The following is a 22,204-nucleotide window of genomic DNA, read 5'->3' as shown; positions in this document are numbered from 1 at the left end:
GAGTACCCCCATGCCCTCTTTTGACACCGTCTGCGAACCCGATTTGACCGAAGTAAAAAACGGCGTAGACAACACGACCAAGGAAATTGGCACCCGTTTTGACTTCAAAGGCACCTCCGCCAGCATCGAGCTCAAGGACAAGGAAATCACCTTGATTGGCGATGCCGACTTCCAGCTGCAGCAAATCCTGGAAGTGCTGCACAACAAGCTGACCAAACGCAATGTCGATGTGCGCTACCTGGACAAGGGCGATGTGCAAAAAATCGGTGGCGACAAGGTCAAGCAGGTCATCAAGATCCGCAACGGCATCGAGACCGAGATCTCCAAAAAAATCCAGCGCCTGCTCAAGGACAGCAAGATCAAGGTGCAGGCCGCCATCCAGGGCGATGCGGTGCGCGTCACCGGCGCCAAGCGCGACGACCTGCAGGCCGCCATGGCGCTGATCAAAAAAGATGTGGCCGATGTGCCGCTGAGCTTCAACAACTTCCGCGACTAGGGCACCTTGGTGAAAACACTTGCGCTGCTGGCCCTGATGCTGCTCATGCCGCAGGCCCGGGCGCAAGCGCAGGCGCAGGCACCTGTGCAGGCTGTGGTGCAGGTACCGACGCAGACCACCGTGAGCCTGGTCGGCATGCTCGGTGGCCGCGCCCTGCTGATTGTGGATGGCGCGCCGCCGAAGTCCGTGGCCACAGGTGGTGTGTACAAGGGTGTCAAGGTCATATCCACCGACGGCGATGGGGCCGTACTGGAAATTGCCGGCAAGCGCCGCAGCCTGCAGGTCGGTGACGCCCCGGCCAGCGTGGGCCCCAGCACCGACCCGGCCGCCGGCACCAAGGCGGTGCTGACGGCCAGCAGCGGCGGGCACTTCCTGGCCCAGGGCCAGATCAACGGCAAGGCCGTGCCCATGATGGTGGACACCGGGGCCTCGCTGGTGTCGCTGAGCGTGCAGGAAGCCCAGCGCCTGGGCATTGACTACAAGGCTGGCACACCCGCACAGGTGAGCACCGCCAATGGCGTGATCCCTGTGTGGCGTGTCAAGCTGAGCTCGGTGCGTGTGGGTGACGTGCTGGTGTACGACGTAGACTCGGTGGTGACCTCCGGCTCCATGCCCTATGTATTGCTGGGCAACAGCTTTTTGGCGCACTTCCAGATGACCCGAACCAATGACCAGATGGTGCTCGAAAAGCGCTACTGAACCATCCCGAATTTCCCATGTCTGCCATGCCCGTCAAGGACGAAAACGAATACGAAGACCTGTTGGCCGCCTGGTCCGACCTGGAGTCCGGCCTGGGCATTATTTTGGGCAGCCCCGAGAACACCCAGCAGTTTGCGCACCGCGTGCTGCAATACGACCGCTGGATGCAGGCCCTCATGCAGCGCGACCCGGATGCCGGCCTGTACCTGCTGTTCCAGCTGGCCAGCAATTCACCGGTGGGCTACAGCGCCTCCCACTCCCTGGTGTGCGCCGTGCTGTGTCATTTGATGGCCCGGGAATTGAACCTGCCCATCAAGGAACGCGAAAGCCTGGTGCACGCGGCACTGACCATGAACGTGTCCATGACCGCCATGCAGGACCTGCTGGCCAACCAGAGCGAGCGGCCCAGCGGCCAGCAGCAGGAACTGATCCGCGTGCACCCGGTCAAGAGCGCCATGCTCCTGGGCAACATGGGCGTGCGCGACGAGGACTGGCTTGAGATCGTGGGCGGCCACCATGACAACCGGGTGGATGCGGGGGACTTCCGAAGTGTTGCACCCGCCGTGCGCCTGACCCGCATTCTGAAGATGGTGGACCGCTACGCGGCCATGATCAGCCCGCGCCTGTCACGGGCCGGACGCAGCGCCACGGAATCGGCACGCACGGTGATGGCCAACACATCGGCCAAGAGTGATGAAATCGGACACGCCCTGATGCGCGTGGTGGGCCTGTGCCCACCCGGCACCTTTGTGCGCATGGACAGTGACGAACTCGGCGTGGTACTGCGCCGCAGCCCCAAGGCCAATATGCCCTTTGTAGCCATTGTGGGCGGGGCCGACGGCCACCTGCTGCCCACGCCGCGCCTGCATGCCACGGCCCAGGGCGCACCCAGCATCCGCTCGGCATTGCCCGCCTCCGGCGTGCGGGCCCAGCTCAACCACTACCAGATTCTGGGTCTGAGCCACCAGGCGACGTCGAACCTGTAGACACCTGAGAAGTGCGGCTTGCGCGCCGCACGCAGGTGCTCTCAGGCGCCCTTCTTCTTCTGGCCCAGGCGGGACTCGGTGCCCTTGAACAAACGGCTGATGTTCTCTGCATGGCGCCACACCAACAGGCCCGACATGAGTGCCATGGACAGCACCACGCGGTTGTCTGCATACCAGGCCACGCCATCGCCAAACACGTAGTACACCGGTGCAAACACCGCCGCCACCAATGAGGCAAGCGACGAGTAGCGGAAGAAGAAGGCCACGATCAGCCAGGTGGCGCCCACCGCCAGGCCCAGCCAGGGGTTGATGCCCACAATCACGCCCAGCGCCGTGGCCACGCCCTTGCCACCAATGAAGCGGAAGAACACCGGGTACAGATGGCCCAGAAACGCCGCCAGCCCCACCAGTGCCAGCGTGCCCTCCTGCAGGCCGTAGGGCGCGCCAACCCACTTCACCAGCACCACCGGCAGCCAGCCCTTCAGGGCGTCGAGCAGGAGCGTGATGATGGCCGCAGCCTTGCTGCCCGAGCGCAACACGTTGGTTGCACCGGGATTCTTGCTGCCAAAGGTGCGCGGGTCATTCAGGCCCATGGCGCGGCTGACAATCACGGCGAATGAGAGCGAACCCAGGGCGTAGGCCGCCAGGGTTGCCAAGAGGGGGTACACAAATGCAATCGATTCCAAACCAGGTTCTCCTGTAAGCCAGTGAAGTGCCGCCGCTAGTCGGCCAGCGCGCACTGTACCTTTTTTGCTGCGAGCAGTTCCAGGCAGACCTGCGGGTCGAGCCCGACCAGATAGCCGCGCCGCCCGCCGTTGATGAGGATGCGCGGCAGCTCCAGGATGCTTTCCTCAATGAACACCGGCATGGACTTGCGCGTGCCAAAGGGCGAGGTGCCGCCCACCAGATAACCACTGTGGCGATTGGCCACCTCGGGCGCACACGGCTCCACCGACTTGGCACCGATCTGGCGCGCCAGATTCTTGGTGGACACCTTGCGGTTGCCGTGCATCAGCACCACCAGGGGCTTGGCGTCCTGGTCCTGCATGATGAGGGTCTTGACCACCATGAAGGGGTCCATGCCCAACACCTCGGCACTGTGCTGGGCGCCGCCATGCTCCAGGTACTCATAGGGGTGCTCGGTGAACACCACTTTATTGGCCTTGAGAAGCTGGGTGGCCGGGGTTTCAGAGACGTGTTTTGCCATGCCCCTATTTTGCGGCCAATGGCCGCCCGGCAAGGCGCCTTCAGGCCGCCGGGTCGCGAATGTCCCAGCGCACTGCGTCAATCTTTTGCAGCAGTTCTTCGGGCAGCGTGGTGCCCCAGGCGTCCAGATCCTCATCGAGTTGCGCCAGTGAGGTCACGCCGATGATGGTGCTGCGCACCTGCCACTTGGTATAGCAAAAGGCCAGCGCCATCTGCGTGGGTGTGAGGCCGTAGGCACGGGCCAGGGCGTTGTAGCGGCGCGCTGCCTCCAGCGACTCGGCGCGGCCCCAACGCTGCTTGCGCACAGATTCGTATTTGGCAATGCGGCCCTGGGCCGGCGCATCCGGACCACTGGTGCCCGACACATCGTATTTGCCGGTCAGCAGGCCAAAGCCCAGGGGCGAATAGGCCAGCAGCGACACGTCCAGATGGTGCAGGGTTTCGTCCAGCGCGTTTTCCAGTGCGCGGCTGATCAGGCAGTACACGTTCTGCACCGTGGCAATGCGCGGCAGGCCGTGCTGCTCGGCCAGGCGCACAAACTCGTGCACGCCATAGGGGGTTTCGTTGGACACGCCAATGGCGCGTACCTTGCCGGCCTGCACCAGGGTCTGCAGGGCTTCCAGCTGCGCATGCATGGAGGTGAGCCCCGCATGGTCCTTGGACGGGTCGTAGTACAGGCCGCCAAACATGGGCACGTTGCGGGTGGGCCAATGAATCTGGTAGAGGTCGATCACATCGGTCTTGAGGCGCTTCAAGCTGCCCTCGCAGGCGGCAATGATGTCAGCGGCCGTCAGGTCGGGGCTTCCACCGCGAATCCAGGGCATGCCGCGCGAGGGGCCCGCCACCTTGGTGGCAAGCACCAACTTGTCACGCGCACCGGGGTTGTTGGCCAGCCAGCTGCCGACGATTTTTTCGGTGGCCTGAAAGGTCTCGGCCTTCGGAGGCACGGCATACATCTCGGCCGTGTCGATGAAGTTCACACCGCGCTCCAGCGAGCGGCTCAAGATGGCATGGCTGTCGGCTTCGTTGACCTGCTCACCAAAGGTCATGGTGCCCAGACAAATGGGGGTGACCAACAGGTCGCTTTGGCCAAGGGGAACAAGATTCATGGGAATGTGTGGATGGGTGTGAAAAATGCAGGGCTTTGCATGTCAGTATCCCATGCATAGCGGTGCTGTGCAGGGATAACCCTTGCTGGTCCATCGGCATAAACACATAGCATTAGTTCGTTGTTGCAACTATTTCCAAAAATACAGGAAGGCAGTCCCTCCGTGAATCTCTCCCATCTCAAAATCAGCTCCAAACTCGCCCTCGGGTTTGCCAGTGTGCTGGCCCTGACCCTGCTGCTGGGAGGCCTTGCACTCACCCAGCTGTCCAACCTGTCCGTCAAGACCGAACAGATCGCCACCAACAACCTGCCCAGCGTGCAGTACACCGCGGCCTTGAGTGGACTGCTCAATGGCATACGGCGCGCCGAGGCCTTGCACCTGTTGGCCTCCGACCCGGAAGTCAAGAAGCTTCAGGAAACCCAGATTGCCGGCATGCGCAAGCAGATGGATGTGCTGGATGCCAAGGCGGGGGCCGTCTTCAATGCGGATGTTGAAAAGAACGCCTTTGCCAGTTCCAAAAAGAACCGCGACGCCATGTTTGCCGCCGGCGAGAAAATGATGGAGCTGTCCCGCGTGAACAACGCCAGCATGGCCGAAGACATGTTCAAGGACCAGGTGGGCAAGCCCTTTGAGGCCGCTATGGCCGACATGGAAACCATACGTGACTTCAACTCCAGCGAAGCCGATCGCGTGTGGGCTGAAACCCAAAAAGTGGTGGCCACCGGCAAGATCACCGTGATTGCAGCACTGCTTGCTGCCCTGGCCATTGGCGCGGCGCTGGCCGTGCTGATTTCACGCGCGATCACCAAACCCATTAACGATGCCGTGCGTGCGGCCAAGGAAATCTCCAATGGCGACATGACGCACCCGCTGCATGCCAATGGAACCGATGAGGTGGCCGAGCTGCTGCAATCCCTGGAAGCCATGCGCCAAAACCTGTCCCGGGTGGTGACCCAGGTGCGCCTGGGCTCGGAGGGCGTGGAAGTGGCCAGCGCCGAAATTGCCCAGGGCAACCACGACCTGAGCGCACGCACCGAGCAACAGGCCAGCGCGCTGGAGCAGACGGCGGCCAGCATGGAAGAGCTCAGCGCCCAGGTCAAGCACAACGCCGACAGCGCACGCGAAGCCAACCAGTTGGCGGCCAACGCCTCCACCGTGGCCGCACGGGGTGGTGATGTGGTGGGCCGGGTGGTGGACACCATGAAGGAGATCAACACGTCTTCCCGCAAGATTTCGGACATCATTTCCGTGATCGACGGCATTGCCTTTCAGACCAACATCCTGGCGCTCAACGCGGCGGTGGAAGCCGCCCGTGCCGGTGAACAGGGGCGGGGCTTTGCGGTGGTGGCCTCCGAGGTGCGCTCACTGGCCGGACGCAGCGCCGAAGCGGCCAAGGAGATCAAGCAGCTGATCAATGCCAGTGTGGAGCGCGTGGAGCAAGGCACGGCTTTGGTGGACGAGGCCGGCTCCACCATGACCGAAGTGGTGGGCTCCATCCGCCATGTGACGGACATGATGGGCGATATCAGCTCCGCCAGCAACGAGCAGGCCCTGGGCGTGGCCCAGATCGGCGAGGCCATTACGCACATGGACCAGGCCACGCAGCAGAACGCCGCGCTGGTGGAACAGATTGCCGCAGCGGCCAGCAGCCTCAAGTCCCAGGCGGGCGAGCTGGTCAACACCGTATCGGTCTTCAAGCTCGATGCCACGCAGCAGCAGCAGTACAGAACTGCGCCGCACGCAGTGGCCCACACGCCACCCACTGCCCGACTCTCCCAGCCTGCGCGGGCGCACCAAATAGCGCCTCCGCGCGCCAAGCCCCGGGCAGTGGCAGCCGCCGCGCCCAGGGCTTTGCCCGCTGCAGCCAAAGCCCTGCCCAAGCCCGCCGCAGCGCCCAGCCGGGCCCCGGCCCCCGCCCCGGCCGCCAGCAAGGCCAACGACGACGAGTGGGAAACCTTTTAGACCACTTGGTCCCCTCAGGGCCTACAGGGCCAGCGCCCTGATGCAATCCTGATACGGCTGGTGCTACGCTGCGCCACCATGCCAGCACACACCCTGTCCGACCCGCACCGCCAAGCCCTGAAAACCTGGGGCTTGGTAATGGCCCTGATTGCTGCCGCCACCCTGGGTGGCTTTGCGCTGGACAGTCAGATATCGCTCACCAGCCAGGCCATGTTTTACGTGCTGGCCGTGGTGATTGCGGCCTACACCCTGAAGCCCCTGCCCTCGGTGGTCTGCGCCGTGGGTGCGGTAACCGCCTTCAACTTTTTCTTTGTGCCGCCACGCTGGACGTTTGCGGTGGACAGCCAGGAGCACCTGATTGCCCTGCTGACCATGCTGGTGGTGGCCCTGGTGATCAGCCGCCTGGCCTCCCGTCTGCGGCGCGAGGCCAGCCTGGCCCGGCAAAGCGCCCTGCGCTCCCAGCAACTGCAGGAGCTGGCCACGGCACTGGCCGTTACCAGCGCAAGTGCTGAGGTGGTCCAGCTGGGCCAACAGGCGCTGGACGCCAGCTATGACGGACCCAACACGCTGGGCATCCTGCGCCCCGATGGCTCGCTGGACACCGGCTTGAGCACCAGCGCCAAGCTGCAGGACGGCCTGCGCAGCTGCATCCGCGAGGCCGCCACCCTGGGCCCTGGCACCGGGCGCTGGCCCGGCCTGAACGCTTGGTACCTGCCCTTGGGCAGCGTGGGCCAGATGCAGGGCGCGGTGTGCATTGAAAACATCCATGCCGACGACACCGTGGGGCGCGAACATGCGCAGGCCCTGTGCGCCCTGCTGGCGCAAACGCTTTCGCGCATCAAGATGGCCGACGCCATGCAGGCCTCGCAGGCCGAGGTGCACAGGCAGCAGGTGCAAAGCACCTTTCTGGCGGCCATCTCGCACGACCTGCGCACGCCGCTGGCGGCAGTCGTGGGCGCAGCCTCGGCCCTGCAGAGCCAGGGTGACAAACTCCCGGCGGGCGAACGCGCGCGCCTGCTGGACAGCATTGCCAGCGAGGCGGCCTACCTCTCCCACATCACCGAGAACACCTTGCAATTGGTGCAGCTGAGCAATGCCGCCGCTCCCGTGCAGCGCGGCTGGGAGTCCATGGAAGAAATCGTGGGCGCCGTGCTGGGCCGCATGCGCCTGCGCGATACCAGCCACCGCATCAGTGCCAAGGTACCCAAGAACCTGCCCCTGATCGAGGTGGACCCGGTGCTTGTCGCCCAGCTGCTGAGCAACCTGCTGGACAACGCCATGCAGTACAGCCCCGGCCCCATCGACCTGCAGGTGCAGGCCTCTCCCCCAGAGTGTCCCACCCAGATGCAGGTGCTGGTGAAAGACCGCGGCACCGCCATACCCCAGGAGCAGCACGCGCAGCTGTTTCAGCCCTACGCCCGTGGCGACCAGGGCCACGCAGGTGGCCCACGCGGTGCCGGTCTGGGCCTGGCCCTGTGCCGCGCCATCGCCACCGTGCATGGCGGCACGCTCACACTCTTGGCCCGCCCGGGCGGCGGCAACTGCTTTACCTTCAGCCTGCCGGTGAATCCGCAACAACCTCTTGGAGATGTGCCATGACCCTGCGCCTCCTGGTGGTGGAAGACGACCGCGAGATCCGCGCCATGATGCAGTCCAGCCTGGCCGTGGAAGGCTTTGAGGTGCAGACCGCCGTCACTTTGAGCGAAGCCCGCGCCCTGTTGCAGCACAGCCTGCCCGATGTGGTGGTGCTGGACCTGGGCCTGCCCGATGGCGATGGTCTGGAGCTGGTGCAGCACATTCGGCGCCAGCACAGCCTGCCCATCCTGATCGTCTCGGCGCGCCACCAGGAGGCACAAAAAATCCGCCTGCTCGACGCCGGTGCCGATGACTACCTGACCAAGCCCTTTGCCGTGGGCGAATTGCTGGCCCGCATCCGCGTGGCCCTGCGCCACCGCGGCACCGCGCTGGCTGCCGCAGTAACCACCCACGACCTGGACGATCTGCACATCGACCTGGCCACGCGCACGGTGCAGGCCCAGGGCCAGTTGCTGCACCTCACGCCCACCGAGTTCAATCTGCTGGCACGCCTGGTGCGCAGTGCGGGCCGGGTGGTAACGCACCGGCAACTGCTGGCCGATGTGTGGGGGCCGGAGTACACCGAGCACACCCACTACCTGCGCCTCTACATGGGCCAGCTGCGCGCCAAGATCGAGCGCGACCCGGCCGAGCCGCGCCACCTGCTGACCGACACCGGCGTGGGCTACCGGCTGGCCATCAGCTGAATGCTGAAGGGTTTGGCCGGGTTTTGTTTTGCCCGGGACAGTCCTTATGTGTTCCTGATGCACCGGGCAGCACAGTCAAGGCTTCTTGACTTTGGGACAGCGGCTATGGGCACACAGGCACAGCGGGACAGCGTGGCGGCACTCACCTTGGGGGCGCTGGGGGTGGTGTATGGGGACATCGGCACCAGCCCGCTGTACACCATGAAGGAAGTCTTCAACCCGGCCATGGGCATTCCCCTGGACCCGTTGCACCTGATCGGCGTGGTGTCCACCATCTTCTGGGGCCTGATGATGGTGGTCACGCTCAAGTACGTGATGCTGATCCTGCGCGCCGACAACCGGGGTGAAGGCGGCATCATGGCGCTCACCGCACTGGCTGCACAGGCCGCTGGCAGCACCGCCACCAAGCGCACCATCCTGTTGCTGATCGGCGTGTTTGGCGCGGCCCTGTTTTATGGCGACAGCGTGATCACCCCGGCCATCTCGGTACTCAGCGCGGTGGAAGGCCTGGAGGTGGCCACTCCGGCCTTCAAGCCCTATGTGCTGCCCATCTGTGCGGCCGTGCTGGTGGCACTGTTTGGCATGCAGCGCTTTGGCACCGGCGTGGTGGGCAAGCTCTTTGGTCCCATCATCATGGTGTGGTTTGCCGTGCTCACGCTCACCGGCCTGCAGCAGATTGCGCAGCAACCGGCCATCCTGGCCGCGCTCAACCCGCTGGAGGCACTGCGTTTTCTATCCTCACAAGGCTGGCATATTTTTGTGGCCGTGGGTGCCATCGTGCTGGCCTTTACCGGGGCTGAGGCGCTGTACGCCGACATGGGCCACTTCGGCAAGCGCCCCATCCGCATGGCCTGGCTGGGCCTGGTGCTGCCGGCGTTGGCCATCCACTACATGGGCCAGGGCGCGCTGCTGATGCGTGACCCCGGCGCCCTGGAAAACCCCTTCTACCGCATGTTCCCACAGGCCTGGCTGCTGCCCGCTGTGGTGCTGGCCACGGTGGCCACGGTGATTGCTTCGCAGGCCGTGATCTCGGGCGCCTACTCCATGACCAAACAGGCCATGCAACTGGGCCTGCTGCCGCGCATGCAGGTGCACTTCACCTCCGCCAAGGAGGCCGGGCAGATCTACATGCCCGGTGTGAACTGGCTGCTGCTGGCAGCCGTGCTGCTGGCGGTATACGGCTTTGGCAGTTCTTCGGCCATGGCCTCGGCCTACGGCATTGCCGTCACCGTCACCATGCTGATCACCACCTTGCTGACCTTCTTTGTGGTGCGCCATGGCTGGCACTATCCCCTGCCGGTGGCGCTGGCAGCCACCAGCGTCTTTCTTGCGCTGGACCTGTTGCTGGTGGCCTCCTGCTCCATCAAGTTCTTCCAGGGCGGCTGGTTCCCGCTGCTGCTGGGCTTTGGCATCTTCACCGTCATGGCCACCTGGCGGCGTGGCCGCGCGTTGCTGATCGAGAGCATCCGCCACGACGACCCCGACCTGCTGCCCTTTGTGACCGCCCTGTCGCAGGACAGCGTGCACCGCGTGCCGCGCACGGCTGTCTATGCCGTGGCCAACCCCGGCACCGTGCCCCAGGCGCTGATGCACAACCTCAAGCACAACCAGGTGCTGCACGAGCGCAACCTCATCCTTACGGTGGTGTTCCATGACGTGCCCTGGATACCGTTCAACGAACGCGTGGAGGTGCACAGCCTGGTGCCGGGTTTCTGGACTGTGCAGGTGAACTACGGCTTCAAGAACACGCCCGACATCCCCAAGGCACTGGAGCTGTGCAAGGCGCACGGCCTGTCCATCAACCTGTTTGAGACCTCGTACTTCCTGAGCCGCGAGATTGTGGTACCCACCAAGGGCTCGGGCATGGCCCACTGGCGCGAGACCCTGTTCGCCCTGATGTCGCGCAATGCGGGCAGCGTGGCGGGCTTTTTCCGCCTGCCCAACAACTGCGTCGTGGAGTTGGGCACGCGGGTGCAGATCTAGCGCCCCCACAGCAAACAGGGTACGCCCCTGCTATGACCCGGAGTCGGCGACAATCAGCCTGCAGATTTTGCGAACAGGGAGACGCATGGTGGACTTCACAAACTTCAGTGCCGTAGTAAACACCCCGCTGGGATCGGCGCTAGCCTGCCTGCTATTGGTGCTTGTGGTCTTCTGGATCACCTACAAGGTCATCCGCGCGGCTGTGCGCGACGGCATCCGGGAAGCCGGCCTCTACTCCAACCGTGCCATGGCACAGACCGGGCGCAAGCAGCTGGACCCCAAGTACGATTTTGTGTACACGGAGCCCCGTCCAGAGTGAGCTCTTTGATTTAGGGGCGCCGACAGTGGAACAACTGCGCAATTTGCAGGACATTCTGGACGGAACGGGTGCGGGCACCTGGGACTGGGACGTCAACACGGGTGCGCTACAAGTCAATACCCGATGGGCCGAAATTCTGGGCCTGACGCGCGAGGCCATGCAACCCGTCACCTTTGACAAATGGAAAGCCCTGGTGCATCCGGATGACTTCCCCCTGACCGAAGCCGCCATTGCGGCCCACCTGGCCAAAGCCACAGTGCGCTACGACTGCGAATTCCGCATGCGCCATGCCAGCGGCCACTGGATCTGGATCCACTCCAGCGGCCAGATCAAGGCCTGGAACCCGGACGGCTCGGCGCGCAGAATGTTCGGCACCTACATGGACATCACCGAGCGCAAACAGGCCCAGCTTCAGCTCATCGAAAGCGAGCGGGCGCAACGCCGGCTATACGAGGCCACACCGGCCATGCTGTACTCCATCAACCGGTCCGGCCGGCTGCTCAGCGTGAGCAATCTGTTTGCCCAGACGCTGGGCTACAGCCGTGAGGAAATGCTGGGGCAAAAGCCCACCGCCTTCATGACACCCTCCTCGGCGCAGTTTGCGCAGGACACCGTCTTCCCGCACTTCCTGCAAAGTGGCTCCATCCGCGACGTTCCCTACCAGCTGCTGCGCCGCAACGGCGAGGTCATGGACGTGCTGGTGTCGGCCGAGCTGGAGCGCGATGCCCAGGGCGCGCCCGTGCGCAGCCTGTCGTGTGTGACCGACGTCAGCCAGATCAAGGCCCACCAGGCCGAGCTCGACCGCGTGGCCAATTTCGATGCGCTGACCAACCTGCCCAACCGGCGCCTGTTGTCCGACCGCCTGAAGCAGTCACTGCTGCGCTCGGACCGCACCGGCCAGACCACTGCCATCTGCTTTCTGGACCTGGACGGCTTCAAGGCCATCAACGACCAGTTCGGCCACAGCGTCGGCGACCTGGTTCTGGTGGGCGTGGCCCAGCATCTGGGCACCGTGCTGCGCGCCGATGACACGCTGGCGCGCCTGGGTGGCGACGAGTTTGTGCTGCTGCTCTCGGAAATCCACTCCACCAGCGAGTGCACCCAGATACTGGAGCGCGTGCTGGAGACCACGCGCCTGCCCATACAGGCCGAGGACCAGCAGATCAGCCTGTCGGCCAGTATTGGCGTGAGCCTCTACCCCAGCGACCGGGCCGACCCCGACATCCTGCTGCGCCATGCCGACATGGCCATGTACCAGGCCAAGCAGGCGGGCAAGAACCGCTACCAGCTGTTTGACACCGAGATGGACCGCGCCGCGCAAAGCAACCGGGCCTTTCTGGACGAGATGGAAGCGGCCCTGCAGAGCCGTGAATTTGTACTGTTCTACCAGCCCCAGGTGGACCTGCAGAGTGGTGAGGTCCTGGGGGCCGAGGCCCTGATACGCTGGCAGCACCCCACACGCGGGCTGCTGCCGCCCGGTGCATTCCTGGCCTGCCTGAATGGCAGCCACCTGGAGGCGCCCTTGGGCGAATGGGTCATGGAAACGGCGCTTACCCAGCTGCGCAACTGGCAGGCGCTGGGGCTGCACACCCGGGTCAGCGTGAACATCAGTGCCAACCACCTGCTGCGCGCCGACTTCTGCGAGCGCCTGGCCCAGACCCTGGCGCGCTACCCCGACGTGGCGGCCTCGCGACTGGAGCTGGAGGTGCTGGAAACCGCCGCCATTGGCGAGATGCGCCAGGCCGTTGACATCCTGCACAACTGCATGGAACTGGGCGTACGCTTTGCGCTCGATGACTTCGGCACCGGCTACTCGTCGCTGACCTACCTGCGCCAGCTGCCGGTGCACACGCTCAAGATTGACCAGAGCTTTGTGCGCGACATGCTGGTGGACCCGGACGACCGGGGCATTGTGCGCGGCATCATCGAACTGGCCAAAGCCTTTGACCGGCAGATAGTGGCCGAAGGCGTAGAGACCATGGCCCACGCGGTGGCGCTGCGCCAGCTGGGCTGCCACCACGTGCAGGGCTATGGCATTGCCCGGCCCATGCCAGCGGCGCAGTTCCCGGACTGGTGCGCGGAGTGGTTGCGCTCCGGTGCGTGGGCGCAGGGCTGAGCGGCATTCAGCGCCCGGCTCAGTTCCATACCCACAGCAGGGCGTTCTGCACATCGACCTCGTCCAGATTGGAGTGGCCCGCAGCGCCCGCGCGGTCCAGCACCAGAAAGTCGGACGGCCGCTCCAGCGCAATCAGCGGGTGGTGCCAAACACCTCTGGCGTAGTTGACGCCCTGCCCGGGCCCGGCCCGAAAGCAACGGATGGCGCCCAGATCCAGCACCGTATCAGGCGGCGCCACCACCACCAGAAACGGCAGCTCGCTCATGGCCACAAAGGCCTGGCTGCCCAGCGGGTGGCGCTCCATGATGCTTAAGCGCATGGGCAGGCTGCGCGGGCGCGCCTGGAAAATACTCACGCACACCGCCCCGCCCTCTTCGCCCACGTCCACACGTGCCAGGTCGTGAAAGCGCGTGGCAAAGCCCTGGTTGATGGCAAAGGTTTTTGCGTCCGCTCGTGCCGCAATGACATCGCCAAAGGGCGCAAAGGCCTCAGGCGTCAGGGGCTCAATGGGCAGGGTGCGTGGGGTCATAGGTGGGTTGGGGGCTAAAGGCGGCAGGGCATTCAGCAGTCAATGCTGCCCAGGTCCAGCGCCTCGGCCTCGGCCCGTGCTGCAGCCCCGGCCTTGCCGCGCGGCTTGCGCTTGCCAAAGGCAATGCCCATGGCCAGCGTCTGCACCAGGCAGAAGGCCGAGGTGAGCGAGCGAAAGCCCTTGAGCTCGGCGTCATTCACTTCCAGCACCAGGTCGGCATTCTTGGCCAGCGGGCTGAGCACGCCGTTGGTAATCACCAGCAATTTGGCGCCTTGCGCCTTGGCCTGGGCACAGACCGTGAGCGTGTCCGGGGCATAGGGCGGGAAGCTGATGGCCACCAGCACATCCTGCGCATTGGCCACAGCGGCCTGCTCGGCCACGCTGCCGCCCTGCGCGGTGATCTGCACCGCCGGCTGCTTCACGCGGTTTAAGGCGTAGGCCAGGTAGGCGGCCAGCGCGTAGGAGCGGCGCAGGCCGATCACATGCACCAGGCGCGCGCCCTGGATCAGGGCAATGGCTTTCTGGAGCGGCAGGGCTGCGGCATCGGCCTGCAGGTGCTGCAGCGAAACAATGTTGGCCTGGCTGAAGGCCTGCAGCACGGCCACCGGATTTTGCGGGTCGTCCAGCGAGAGCTCGCCGCCAAAGTGGCGGATACGCTCGCTGTGCGTGGGCTTGGCGGCCTGCTGGAGTGGCGCGCGAAACAGCCGCTGCAAGTCCGAGTAGCCCTCAAAGCCCAGCGCCTTGGCCAGGCGGATGAAGGCGGCCGGTGCGATGGCCGACTGCCTGGCCACAGAGGCAACCGGGTTGAGGGCGATGTCGTTGGGGTGCTCCATCGCGTAGTTGGCAGCATCGCGCATGCGCGGCGTGAGCTGTTCGCTCTGTTGGCCTATCAAGGCACGCAGGCCTTCCAGCGTGCTCGGTTTTGCTGTTTTCATGGACCGATGATAGGGGAGGCAAAGGGCTTAGAAGGCACGCACCTCGCCGCGCTTGACGAACTGGCCCATGCCCTCGCGCCCGTGCCAGTGCTCGCCGTCCACAATCAGGTTGCCGCGCAGAAACACTTTTTCGACCCGGCCCTGCAGGCTGCGGCCTTCGAGCAGGGTGTGGTCGCAGTTGCTGTGCAGGTGCTTGGCGTGGATGGTCTGCGACACGTTCGGGTTGAACAGCACGATGTCGGCGTCGCTGCCCACGGCCACTGTGCCCTTTTTGGGGAACAGGCCGAAGAGCTTGGCCGGTGTGGTGGAGGTCAGCTCCACAAAACGGTTGAGCGACAGTTTGCCCTGCATCACGCCGATGTCGAACAGGCTGACCAGGCGCGTCTCTATGCCCGGTGCGCCATTGGGAATCTCGGCAAAGTTCTTGGTGCCGCGCAGCTTGGAGCTGCGCAGGCCCAGATGGCCCTCCTTCATGCAGAAGGGGCAGTGGTCGGTGGCAATCACCTGCAGATCGTCATAGCGCAGGGCACGCCACAGGTGCTTCTGGTCGTCGGGCTTGCGCAGCGGCGGCGTCATCACGTATTTGGCGGTCTCGAAGTCGTCGTTGTCGTACACCGAGTCGTCAAACAGCAGGTAGTGCGGGCAGGTCTCGGCAAACACGGGGATGCCTTCGGCGCGCGCACTCACGATGTGCTTCAAGGCGTCGTTGCTGGACACATGCACAAAGTAGATGGGCGCCTGCGCCAGCTCGGCCAGGCGGATGCCGCGGTGCGTGGCCTCACCCTCCATCAGCGAGGGGCGGGTGAGCGCGTGGTAGCGCGGCGAGGTGTGGCCGGCCTCCAGCGCCTCCTTGATCAAGAGGTCAATCACCGTGCCGTTCTCGGCATGCAACGCGACCATGCCGCCGTCCGCGCCCACCTGGCGCAGCATGCGGAAGATGGAGGCATCGTCGGCCATCATCACGCCGGGGTAGGCCATGAACATCTTGAAGCTGGTCACGCCTTCAAAGTGCATGGCGTGGCGCACATCGCGCAGCACCTGCTCGTCCACGCGCTTGATGATCACGTGCAGGCTGTAGTCCACATTCACCTGCGACTCGGCCGAGCGTTGCGCCCGCGCAATCGCACCCAGTGGAGAATCCAGTTCGGTCTGCAGCGCAAAGTCCACGATGGTTGTGGTGCCGCCAAAGGCCGCGGCCTTGGTGCCGCTGGCAAAGGTGTCGGTGGTGATGGTCGGGCCAATCACGTTTTCCAGGTGCACATGGGTGTCCACGCCGCCGGGCAGCACATACAGGCCGCTGGCGTCGACCACGCGTACATCGGGCCCCACCTCAATGCCCTTGCCTATGGTGTGAACCTTGCCGTCCTGCAGCAGCACATCGGCCACGTAGTCGTCGCTGGCGGTGATGATGCGGCCGTTGCGGATCAGGGTGGTGGTGTGTGTCATGCGATGGCCTCCTCCAGGTGATGAATCAGGTGGGCAATTTCAGTCGTGGTGTTGTAGTGGGCAATCGACACGCGCACCACGCCGCCGCGGTCCTGCAGGCCCAGGAACTCAATCAGGCGCTTGGCATAGAAGTCACCAAAGCGGATGCCAATGCCAAAGCGGTCGGTGTGGCGCACCACCGCCTCGCTCTGCATGCCGTCCACCATGAAGCTGATGGTGGGCACACGCCGCCCACTCTTGGTGTCGGGCAGGCCGATGATGCGCACATTCTTCTTGCTGCGCAGATAGGTCAGCAGCTGCTCGGCCAGCAGGTCTTCCTGCTTTTCAAAGGCATCGAAGGCGGCCTGCATCTTGACGCGCGCACCGCCCACTGCCCCCAGGCGGGCACCTACGTCTTCCAGGTAGTCGCTGATGCCGATACAGCCATAGGACAGCTCATAGTTCACATTGCCGGGCTGCAGCTTGTAGGGGATGGTGTCATTGGAGATGAAGTAGTGGTTCAGGCTGGCCAGACTCAGCAGCAACTCGCGCCGGCCCCACAGCACGGCGAAGTGCGGCCCGAACACCTTGTAAAAACTGAACACATACAGGTCCGCCCCGCTGGCCTGCACATCCACCAGCCGGTGCGGCGCATAGGCCACGGCATCCACGCACAGGCGTGCGCCCACGCCATGCGCCAGCTCCGCCACCTGGGCCACGGGGTTGATGGTGCCAAGAATGTTGGAGGCATGCGTCATGGCCACCCACTTCACTTTGGGGGACAGCAGGGCCTGCAGGTCGGCCAGGTCCAACTCCAGGGTATCTGGGTTCACATTCCAGAAGCGCAGCACCGCACCGGCGCTTTGCAGTCGCAACCAGGCGCCGATATTGGATTCATGGTCGGTATTGGTGACGATGATCTCGTCGCCGGCCTGGATGCCGGGCAGGATGGCCTGCGTTACCTGGAACATCAGCGCCGTGGTGGCCGCACCCATCACCACCTCGTCGTCATGCGCCGCGTTGATGAGGGTGGCCACCGAGCGGCGCGCCGCCAGCACGCGTGCACCCGCATCCTGCGAGTGGGCGTAGCTGGCGCCCAGCTGCACGCTGCTGGTGAGCAGGTAGTCGCGCACGCGGTCGCCCACGCGGCGCAGCACCTGCGAGCCGCCTGCGTTGTCCAGGTAGGCAAAGCCGTTGGAGAGCGCCGGGAACTCGGCGCGCACATGGTCGAGGTTGAGGGGGATGGTGGTGGGCGTCATGCGGTTTCAGTGTTGGAGAATGGCCTTCAGGAAGGCCTGGGTGCGCGGCTCCTGCGGCGCGTTGAAAAAAGGTTCGGGGCTGGCCTGCTCGACAATGCGCCCAGCGTCCATGAAGATCACGCGGTCGGCCACGCGGCGGGCAAAGCCCATTTCGTGCGTGACCACCACCATGGTCACACCGCTCTTGGCCAGGGCCTGCATCACGTCCAGCACCTCGCCCACCATCTCGGGGTCCAGGGCCGAGGTGGGCTCGTCAAACAAAATCACCTTGGGCTCCATGGCCAGGGCGCGGGCAATGGCCACGCGCTGCTGCTGTCCGCCCGAGAGCTGGGCCGGAAACTTGTGCGCGTGGTCAGCCATGCCCACACGCGCCAGCAGCTCCTGCGCGGTGCGGTGGGACACCTCTTTGGACAGGTGCTTCACCCGCAGCGGCCCCAGGGCCACGTTGTCCTGCACCGTCAGGTGCGGGAACAGATTGAAACTCTGGAACACCATGCCCACCTCGGCGCGCACCTGCGCCAGCCCGGCGCCGCGCTGCACTGCGATGCCGTCCACCAGCACCACGCCGCCCTGGTATTCCTCCAGCAGGTTGATGCAGCGAATCAGCGTGGACTTGCCCGAGCCCGAAGGCCCGATCACCACCACCACCTCGCCGGCCTTTACTGACAGGTCTATGCCGTGCAGCACCTGGATGGCGCCGTAGGACTTGCACAGCCCCGTGATGTGGATAAGCGGATGCATGGTGTGCCCTGGGCCTGTGCGGTTGCGGTGTGATGGGAATGGGGTTGGGGTGTGCGGTGTGGCGCAGTGCTGCGGTGCGCTCAGCGCGTGCTCTTTCGGTGGCGGTCTTCGAAGTAGCTGACCAGCCGCACCAGCGGCAACAGCAGCAGCAGGTACAAGAACGCCGCGCCAATCAGCGGCGTGGGGTTGGCCGCCAGGGCCTGGGCCTGCGTGGCCTGCTTGAGCAGGTCCGGCATGGCCACCACCGAGGCCAGGGCCGTGTCCTTGAGCACGTTGATGCAGTTGCTGGTGAGCGGTGGCACCACGATGCGTATGGCCTGCGGCAACACCACATAGCGCATGCTGCTGAAAAAACCCAGGCCGATGGCGTCTGCCGCCTCGAACTGGCCCTTGGGGATGGCCTCAATGCCAGCCCGGAAAATTTCGGCCGTGTAGGCGCACGACACCAGCGTGATGGCCGTGGCCGCCGAGGTGAAGGAGGACAGGCGTATGCCCACAAAGGGCAAGGCGTAGTACACCAGCACCAGCAGCACCAGCAAAGGGATGGAGCGCAGCACATCGATGTAGATGCGCGCCACCACCTGCACCGGGGCAGGCCCATACAGCCGGGCCAGCGCCATCAACAGGCCCGACACCATGCCGGCTGCAATGCTCACCAGCCCCAGCAGCAGGGTTATCCACAACCCCTCCAGCAAAGCGGGCAGCGCGCCCACGAATACCGACCAGTTGAAGAAGGTCTCAATCAGGCTCATGGGGCGTTGGCGTGCTGGTGGTTGTGCGAATGCTGCGGACTATACGGATTGCTGGGGCAATCAGAGCTTGGGCACGTCCATCACCTTGACGCTGGAGGACGCGTCAGGCGGTGTGCTGCCAAACCACTTCTTGTGGGTGGCGGACACAAAGCCTTCCTTTTTGAGCGTGGTCAGGATGTCGTTGATCTTGGCAGCCTCGGCAAAATTCTTGGCAAACATGAAGGAGTAGCGCTCGTTGGTGGGGATGCGGGCCACCACCTTGTACTGGGGCTTGTCCTTGATGTAGTACTCCACCGCCGGGATGTCGCTGATGTAGCCATCAATACGACCGGCAGCCAGGTCCAGCATGGCGGGGGCCAGGCCTTCGTAGCGCGAGATCTTGGCAATCTTCAGCTTGGCCGTGTTCTCGGTGGCGTAGATGTCACCGGTGGAGGCGGTGTCCACACCCACGGTCTTGCCGGCCAGGTCTTCGAGCTTGTCGATCTTGGTGGTCTTCAGCACGGAGAGCGACTGGTCGCTGTCATAGTAGGGCTGGGCAAAGGCCAGGGACTCCAGGCGCTTGGGCGTGATGGTGATGGAGGACACGGCGATCTGGATGCGGCCGGACTGCACTGCGGGGAACAGGCCGTTGAAGGGGATGTTCTCGATCTGCACGGTCTTGCCCGCGCGCTTGGCCACTTCGTTGACCAGATCGATCTCGAACCCCACAAACTTGCCCGATGCGTCCTGGAACTCCCAGGGCACGTTGCCGATATTGGCACCCACCACCCAGTCGGCAGCGAGCGCGGAACCCGCGCCACCGACGGCGGCAACGGTTAGCACCAGATGTGCAGCAAGACTCTTGAACTTCATAGCGTTTACTCCCGATAACGTTGACAAAAGTGGCAGCGCCGGTGGCACCGGCGGCCTTGGACCATTGCATGCGCTGCAGGCGCGTGCCGCAGTGTCCTGAATGGATGCGCAACGATAGCAAAATGAAACGTTTAAATCAAGTAATTATTTTTTGAATCGTTTGCTCCAATGTGGTGCCAGCCGCACGGGCTGCGTGCGCCGTGCACCAGTTCTGCCCAGCCGCTCAATGGTGCAGCGCCTGCTGCGCCACTTTGGAGACGCTGCGCCACAGGGCATCGAGCTCGGGCAGCGGGATGCGGGCCTGCTGCCAGTACAGCGGCACATCCAGCCGGCGCTCGGGCACCAGTTCCACCAGCCGGCCGGACTGCAGGTGCGCCTGCACCAGTGCCAGCGGGTTGAGGCCCCAGCCAATACCGGCCAGGCTGGCATCCACAAAGGCCTGGGTGGAAGGCAGGCGGTGCACCGGCAGCGCCAGGTCACGCCGCAGCAGGCGCTTGACCCACTGCTCCTGCAGCCGGTCGTTGCGGTCAAACACCAGGCTGGGCGCCAGGGCCAAAGCCTCTGCGCTGACGCCCCTGGAAAACCAACGCCGCACAAAGGCCGGGCTGGCGGTGGCGCAGTAGCGCAGCAGGCCGAGCTTGCGGCTGCGGCAGCCCTGCACCGGCGTTGCCAGCGAGGTGACAGCGGCCAGCACATGGCCACGGCGCAGCCAGTCGCTGGTCTTGTCCTGGTCGTCCACCTGCAGGTCAATCAGCGGGTTATGGTCTTTTGCAAAGTCCGCGATGGCCGCCACAAACCAGGTGCCCAGGCTGTCGGCATTCACGGCAATGCGCAGGGTGGCATAGGTGCCGCTGGCGTCGTCGGCGGCGAGTGCGGGCAGGTCGCGGCGCAGGCCGTCCTCCAGCAGGGCCACAGTGTCGGCGTGGCGGCACAGGCGGGCACCGGCCTCGGTGGCGGTGCAGGGCTGGCCGCGCACCACCAGCACCGTGCCCACGCGCTCTTCAATCAGGCGGATGCGCTGCGACACCGCCGAGGGCGTGAGGTGCAGTGCGCGCGCTGCGCGCTCGAAGCTGCCTTCGCGCACCACCATGGCCACGGTGGCCAAAAGAGAACTGTCCAGCATGAAAGCCCCTCATGAAAGTTGCTGATTCCAAGTTAGCACAATTCATGCTGCTTGCGGCGTTGGTGCGGGGATACTCGCTGCATGGACATCTCTTTGGCCGGCACCTCCTTCTTCACCGGCCTGAGCCTGATGCTCTCGCTTATCGTCGCCATTGGCGCGCAAAACACCTTTGTGCTGCGCCAGGGCCTGCGCCGCGAGCATGTGCTGGCGGTGGTTCTGGCCTGCGCGGTGCTCGATGCGCTGCTGATGGTGCTGGGCGTGAGCGGCCTGGCGGCCTCTCTGGGCGATTCGCCGCGCCTGCTCAATGGCCTGGGCCTGGTGGGGGCGGTGGTGCTGGCGGTGTACGGTGTGCTGGCCCTGCGCCGCGCCATTGCGCCGCAGGTGCTGCTGGCCCACACCGACGGCCTGCCTGCGCCCCGGGGCCGCGTGGTGATGCAGGTGCTTTCGCTGAGCCTGCTCAACCCGCATGTATACCTGGACACGGTGGTGCTGGTGGGCGCCGTGGGGGCCCGGCAGCCCGCGGGCCTGCAGGGTGCGTTTTTGCTGGGCAGTTGCCTGGCCAGCCTGCTCTGGTTTGCCGCGCTGGGCTTTGGCGCGCGCCTGCTCACCCCGCTGTTTGCCCGCCCTGCCGCCTGGCGGGTGCTGGACCTGCTGGTGGCTGCGATGATGTGGGCTGTGGCCTGGCCGCTTGCCAGGCAAGGTTTGACCCTGTTTTAGGAACACCCCATGTACCTGCCTGCCCACTTTGCCGAAGAGCGCCCACAGGCGCTGCACGACCTGATTGCCACGCACCCGCTGGGGGCGCTGGTCACCCAGGGCCCAAGCGGGCTGGATGCCAACCACCTGCCCTTTGAGCTGGACCCGGCCGCAGGCAGCCACGGCTTGCTGCGGGCCCATGTGGCGCGCAACAACCCGCTGTGGCAGGAGCTGCAGGACGGCGCCGGGGTGCTGGTGGTGTTCCAGGCCGAGCAGGGCTACATCTCGCCCAACTGGTACCCCAGCAAGCACGAGACCCACAAACAGGTGCCTACCTGGAACTACCGCGTGGTGCATGTGCACGGGCGCCTCTGTATCCATGACGACGAACGCTATGTGCGCGGCCTGGTGGCGCGCCTGACGCGCGCACACGAGGCCCGCGCCCAGGAGCCGCGCCCCTGGAAGATGACGGACTCAGACAGCGGCTACATCGACGGCATGCTGAAATCCATCGTCGGCATCGAGGTGGAGATCAGCCGCATGGTGGGCAAGTTCAAGCTCAGCCAGAACAAGGAAATGCGCGACCGCCAGGGCATGGTGGAACAGTTGCAGGCGCGTGGCCAGGACGCTCTGGCAGAAGCGGCGCAGCAGACGCTGCCCAAGGGCTGAAGTAGCGCGGGGCGCGGAGACCGTGCCGCCACGCGCGTCCCTGCGCGCACGGTTGCGGGCGCCGG

Annotated in this window: 22 protein-coding genes; 11 read left to right on the top strand and 11 right to left on the bottom strand. The window is 64.8% G+C overall.

The genetic code is table 11. The features are described from left to right. Positions 1 to 10 precede the first annotated feature (10 nt). From DIC66_RS07770 to DIC66_RS07760, 3 genes are read left to right on the top strand one after another with little or no spacing between them, the layout of a single operon-like run. Complete coding sequence (locus DIC66_RS07770) at positions 11 to 496, top strand: YajQ family cyclic di-GMP-binding protein (protein ID WP_117175745.1); 486 nt, start codon at positions 11 to 13, stop codon at positions 494 to 496. 9 nt (positions 497 to 505) lie between these two features. Beyond that, positions 506 to 1,195: a retropepsin-like aspartic protease family protein gene (locus tag DIC66_RS07765; protein WP_233505827.1), complete on the top strand. Its 690-nt coding sequence runs from the start codon at positions 506 to 508 to the stop codon at positions 1,193 to 1,195. A gap of 17 nt (positions 1,196 to 1,212) precedes the next feature. Next, positions 1,213 to 2,181 (top strand): HD-GYP domain-containing protein, encoded by a 969-nt coding sequence (locus DIC66_RS07760; protein ID WP_233505826.1) that lies wholly within the window; start codon positions 1,213 to 1,215, stop codon positions 2,179 to 2,181. A 41-nt stretch (positions 2,182 to 2,222) separates the two neighbouring features. Here DIC66_RS07760 and plsY read toward each other — a convergent pair whose 3' ends face one another. The 3 genes from plsY to DIC66_RS07745 are packed head-to-tail and all read right to left on the bottom strand — an operon-like array spanning position 2,223 to position 4,496. Further along, positions 2,223 to 2,858, bottom strand: a complete 636-nt coding sequence (plsY, locus tag DIC66_RS07755) for a glycerol-3-phosphate 1-O-acyltransferase PlsY (RefSeq protein WP_117175922.1) — start codon at positions 2,856 to 2,858, stop codon at positions 2,223 to 2,225. A gap of 44 nt (positions 2,859 to 2,902) precedes the next feature. Continuing rightward, positions 2,903 to 3,388: an aminoacyl-tRNA deacylase gene (locus DIC66_RS07750; protein ID WP_117175743.1), complete on the bottom strand. Its 486-nt coding sequence runs from the start codon at positions 3,386 to 3,388 to the stop codon at positions 2,903 to 2,905. A 40-nt stretch (positions 3,389 to 3,428) separates the two neighbouring features. Further along, the gene (locus tag DIC66_RS07745; protein WP_117175740.1) at positions 3,429 to 4,496 is read right to left on the bottom strand and encodes an aldo/keto reductase; all 1,068 of its coding nucleotides are present in this window, start codon (positions 4,494 to 4,496) and stop codon (positions 3,429 to 3,431) included. A 162-nt stretch (positions 4,497 to 4,658) separates the two neighbouring features. Between DIC66_RS07745 and DIC66_RS07740 the strand changes: the two genes are divergently transcribed. The 6 genes from DIC66_RS07740 to DIC66_RS07715 all read left to right on the top strand — a co-directional run bounded on the left by DIC66_RS07740 (position 4,659) and on the right by DIC66_RS07715 (position 13,158). Next, complete coding sequence (locus DIC66_RS07740) at positions 4,659 to 6,458, top strand: methyl-accepting chemotaxis protein (protein WP_117175737.1); 1,800 nt, start codon at positions 4,659 to 4,661, stop codon at positions 6,456 to 6,458. Positions 6,459 to 6,536: 78 nt separating this feature from the next. Further along, complete coding sequence (locus DIC66_RS07735; RefSeq protein WP_117175735.1) at positions 6,537 to 8,057, top strand: DUF4118 domain-containing protein; 1,521 nt, start codon at positions 6,537 to 6,539, stop codon at positions 8,055 to 8,057. Beyond that, a complete protein-coding gene (locus DIC66_RS07730) occupies positions 8,054 to 8,740 on the top strand; it encodes a response regulator (protein ID WP_117175732.1) in 687 nt (228 codons plus the stop codon). The genes DIC66_RS07735 and DIC66_RS07730 overlap by 4 nt, the downstream gene beginning before the upstream one ends. Before the next feature lie 105 nt (positions 8,741 to 8,845). Then, positions 8,846 to 10,723 carry a potassium transporter Kup gene (locus DIC66_RS07725; RefSeq protein ID WP_117175729.1) on the top strand — a complete coding sequence of 626 codons (1,878 nt, stop codon included), beginning with the start codon at positions 8,846 to 8,848 and terminating at the stop codon, positions 10,721 to 10,723. Between the two features lie 85 nt (positions 10,724 to 10,808). Beyond that, on the top strand, positions 10,809 to 11,042 hold the full coding sequence (locus DIC66_RS07720) for a hypothetical protein (RefSeq protein ID WP_117175727.1): 234 nt from the start codon (positions 10,809 to 10,811) through the stop codon (positions 11,040 to 11,042). A 25-nt stretch (positions 11,043 to 11,067) separates the two neighbouring features. Continuing rightward, positions 11,068 to 13,158 (top strand): putative bifunctional diguanylate cyclase/phosphodiesterase, encoded by a 2,091-nt coding sequence (locus DIC66_RS07715; RefSeq protein WP_199534682.1) that lies wholly within the window; start codon positions 11,068 to 11,070, stop codon positions 13,156 to 13,158. 19 nt (positions 13,159 to 13,177) lie between these two features. Here DIC66_RS07715 and DIC66_RS07710 read toward each other — a convergent pair whose 3' ends face one another. The 8 genes from DIC66_RS07710 to DIC66_RS07675 all read right to left on the bottom strand — a co-directional run bounded on the left by DIC66_RS07710 (position 13,178) and on the right by DIC66_RS07675 (position 20,774). Further along, on the bottom strand, positions 13,178 to 13,687 hold the full coding sequence (locus tag DIC66_RS07710; RefSeq protein ID WP_117175724.1) for an ureidoglycolate lyase: 510 nt from the start codon (positions 13,685 to 13,687) through the stop codon (positions 13,178 to 13,180). A gap of 32 nt (positions 13,688 to 13,719) precedes the next feature. Further along, positions 13,720 to 14,622 (bottom strand): MurR/RpiR family transcriptional regulator, encoded by a 903-nt coding sequence (locus DIC66_RS07705; protein ID WP_117175721.1) that lies wholly within the window; start codon positions 14,620 to 14,622, stop codon positions 13,720 to 13,722. 27 nt (positions 14,623 to 14,649) lie between these two features. Beyond that, positions 14,650 to 16,068: a dihydropyrimidinase gene (hydA, locus tag DIC66_RS07700; protein WP_117175719.1), complete on the bottom strand. Its 1,419-nt coding sequence runs from the start codon at positions 16,066 to 16,068 to the stop codon at positions 14,650 to 14,652. After that, entirely contained in the window at positions 16,065 to 17,306 is a 1,242-nt protein-coding gene (locus tag DIC66_RS07695; protein ID WP_117175716.1) for a cysteine desulfurase-like protein, read from the bottom strand. The genes hydA and DIC66_RS07695 overlap by 4 nt, the downstream gene beginning before the upstream one ends. A 6-nt stretch (positions 17,307 to 17,312) precedes the next feature. Then, positions 17,313 to 18,047, bottom strand: a complete 735-nt coding sequence (locus DIC66_RS07690) for an amino acid ABC transporter ATP-binding protein (protein ID WP_117175714.1) — start codon at positions 18,045 to 18,047, stop codon at positions 17,313 to 17,315. Positions 18,048 to 18,127: 80 nt separating this feature from the next. Beyond that, positions 18,128 to 18,799 (bottom strand): amino acid ABC transporter permease, encoded by a 672-nt coding sequence (locus DIC66_RS07685; protein WP_117175711.1) that lies wholly within the window; start codon positions 18,797 to 18,799, stop codon positions 18,128 to 18,130. 60 nt (positions 18,800 to 18,859) lie between these two features. Next, the gene (locus DIC66_RS07680; protein ID WP_117175710.1) at positions 18,860 to 19,651 is read right to left on the bottom strand and encodes a transporter substrate-binding domain-containing protein; all 792 of its coding nucleotides are present in this window, start codon (positions 19,649 to 19,651) and stop codon (positions 18,860 to 18,862) included. Positions 19,652 to 19,874: 223 nt separating this feature from the next. Next, positions 19,875 to 20,774 carry a LysR family transcriptional regulator ArgP gene (locus DIC66_RS07675; RefSeq protein ID WP_117175708.1) on the bottom strand — a complete coding sequence of 300 codons (900 nt, stop codon included), beginning with the start codon at positions 20,772 to 20,774 and terminating at the stop codon, positions 19,875 to 19,877. 81 nt (positions 20,775 to 20,855) lie between these two features. Between DIC66_RS07675 and DIC66_RS07670 the strand changes: the two genes are divergently transcribed. Then, positions 20,856 to 21,491, top strand: coding sequence for a LysE/ArgO family amino acid transporter (locus DIC66_RS07670; RefSeq protein ID WP_117175706.1), 636 nt, complete (start codon positions 20,856 to 20,858; stop codon positions 21,489 to 21,491). Between the two features lie 9 nt (positions 21,492 to 21,500). Beyond that, positions 21,501 to 22,139, top strand: a complete 639-nt coding sequence (locus DIC66_RS07665; protein ID WP_117175703.1) for an FMN-binding negative transcriptional regulator — start codon at positions 21,501 to 21,503, stop codon at positions 22,137 to 22,139. Positions 22,140 to 22,204: the final 65 nt, after the last annotated feature.

This window comes from Rhodoferax lacus, from assembly GCF_003415675.1.
Lineage (GTDB): Bacteria > Pseudomonadota > Gammaproteobacteria > Burkholderiales > Burkholderiaceae_C > Allorhodoferax > Allorhodoferax lacus.
Note: the sequence above shows the minus strand (reverse complement) of the source record. Positions and strands in the feature narration are given on the sequence as shown.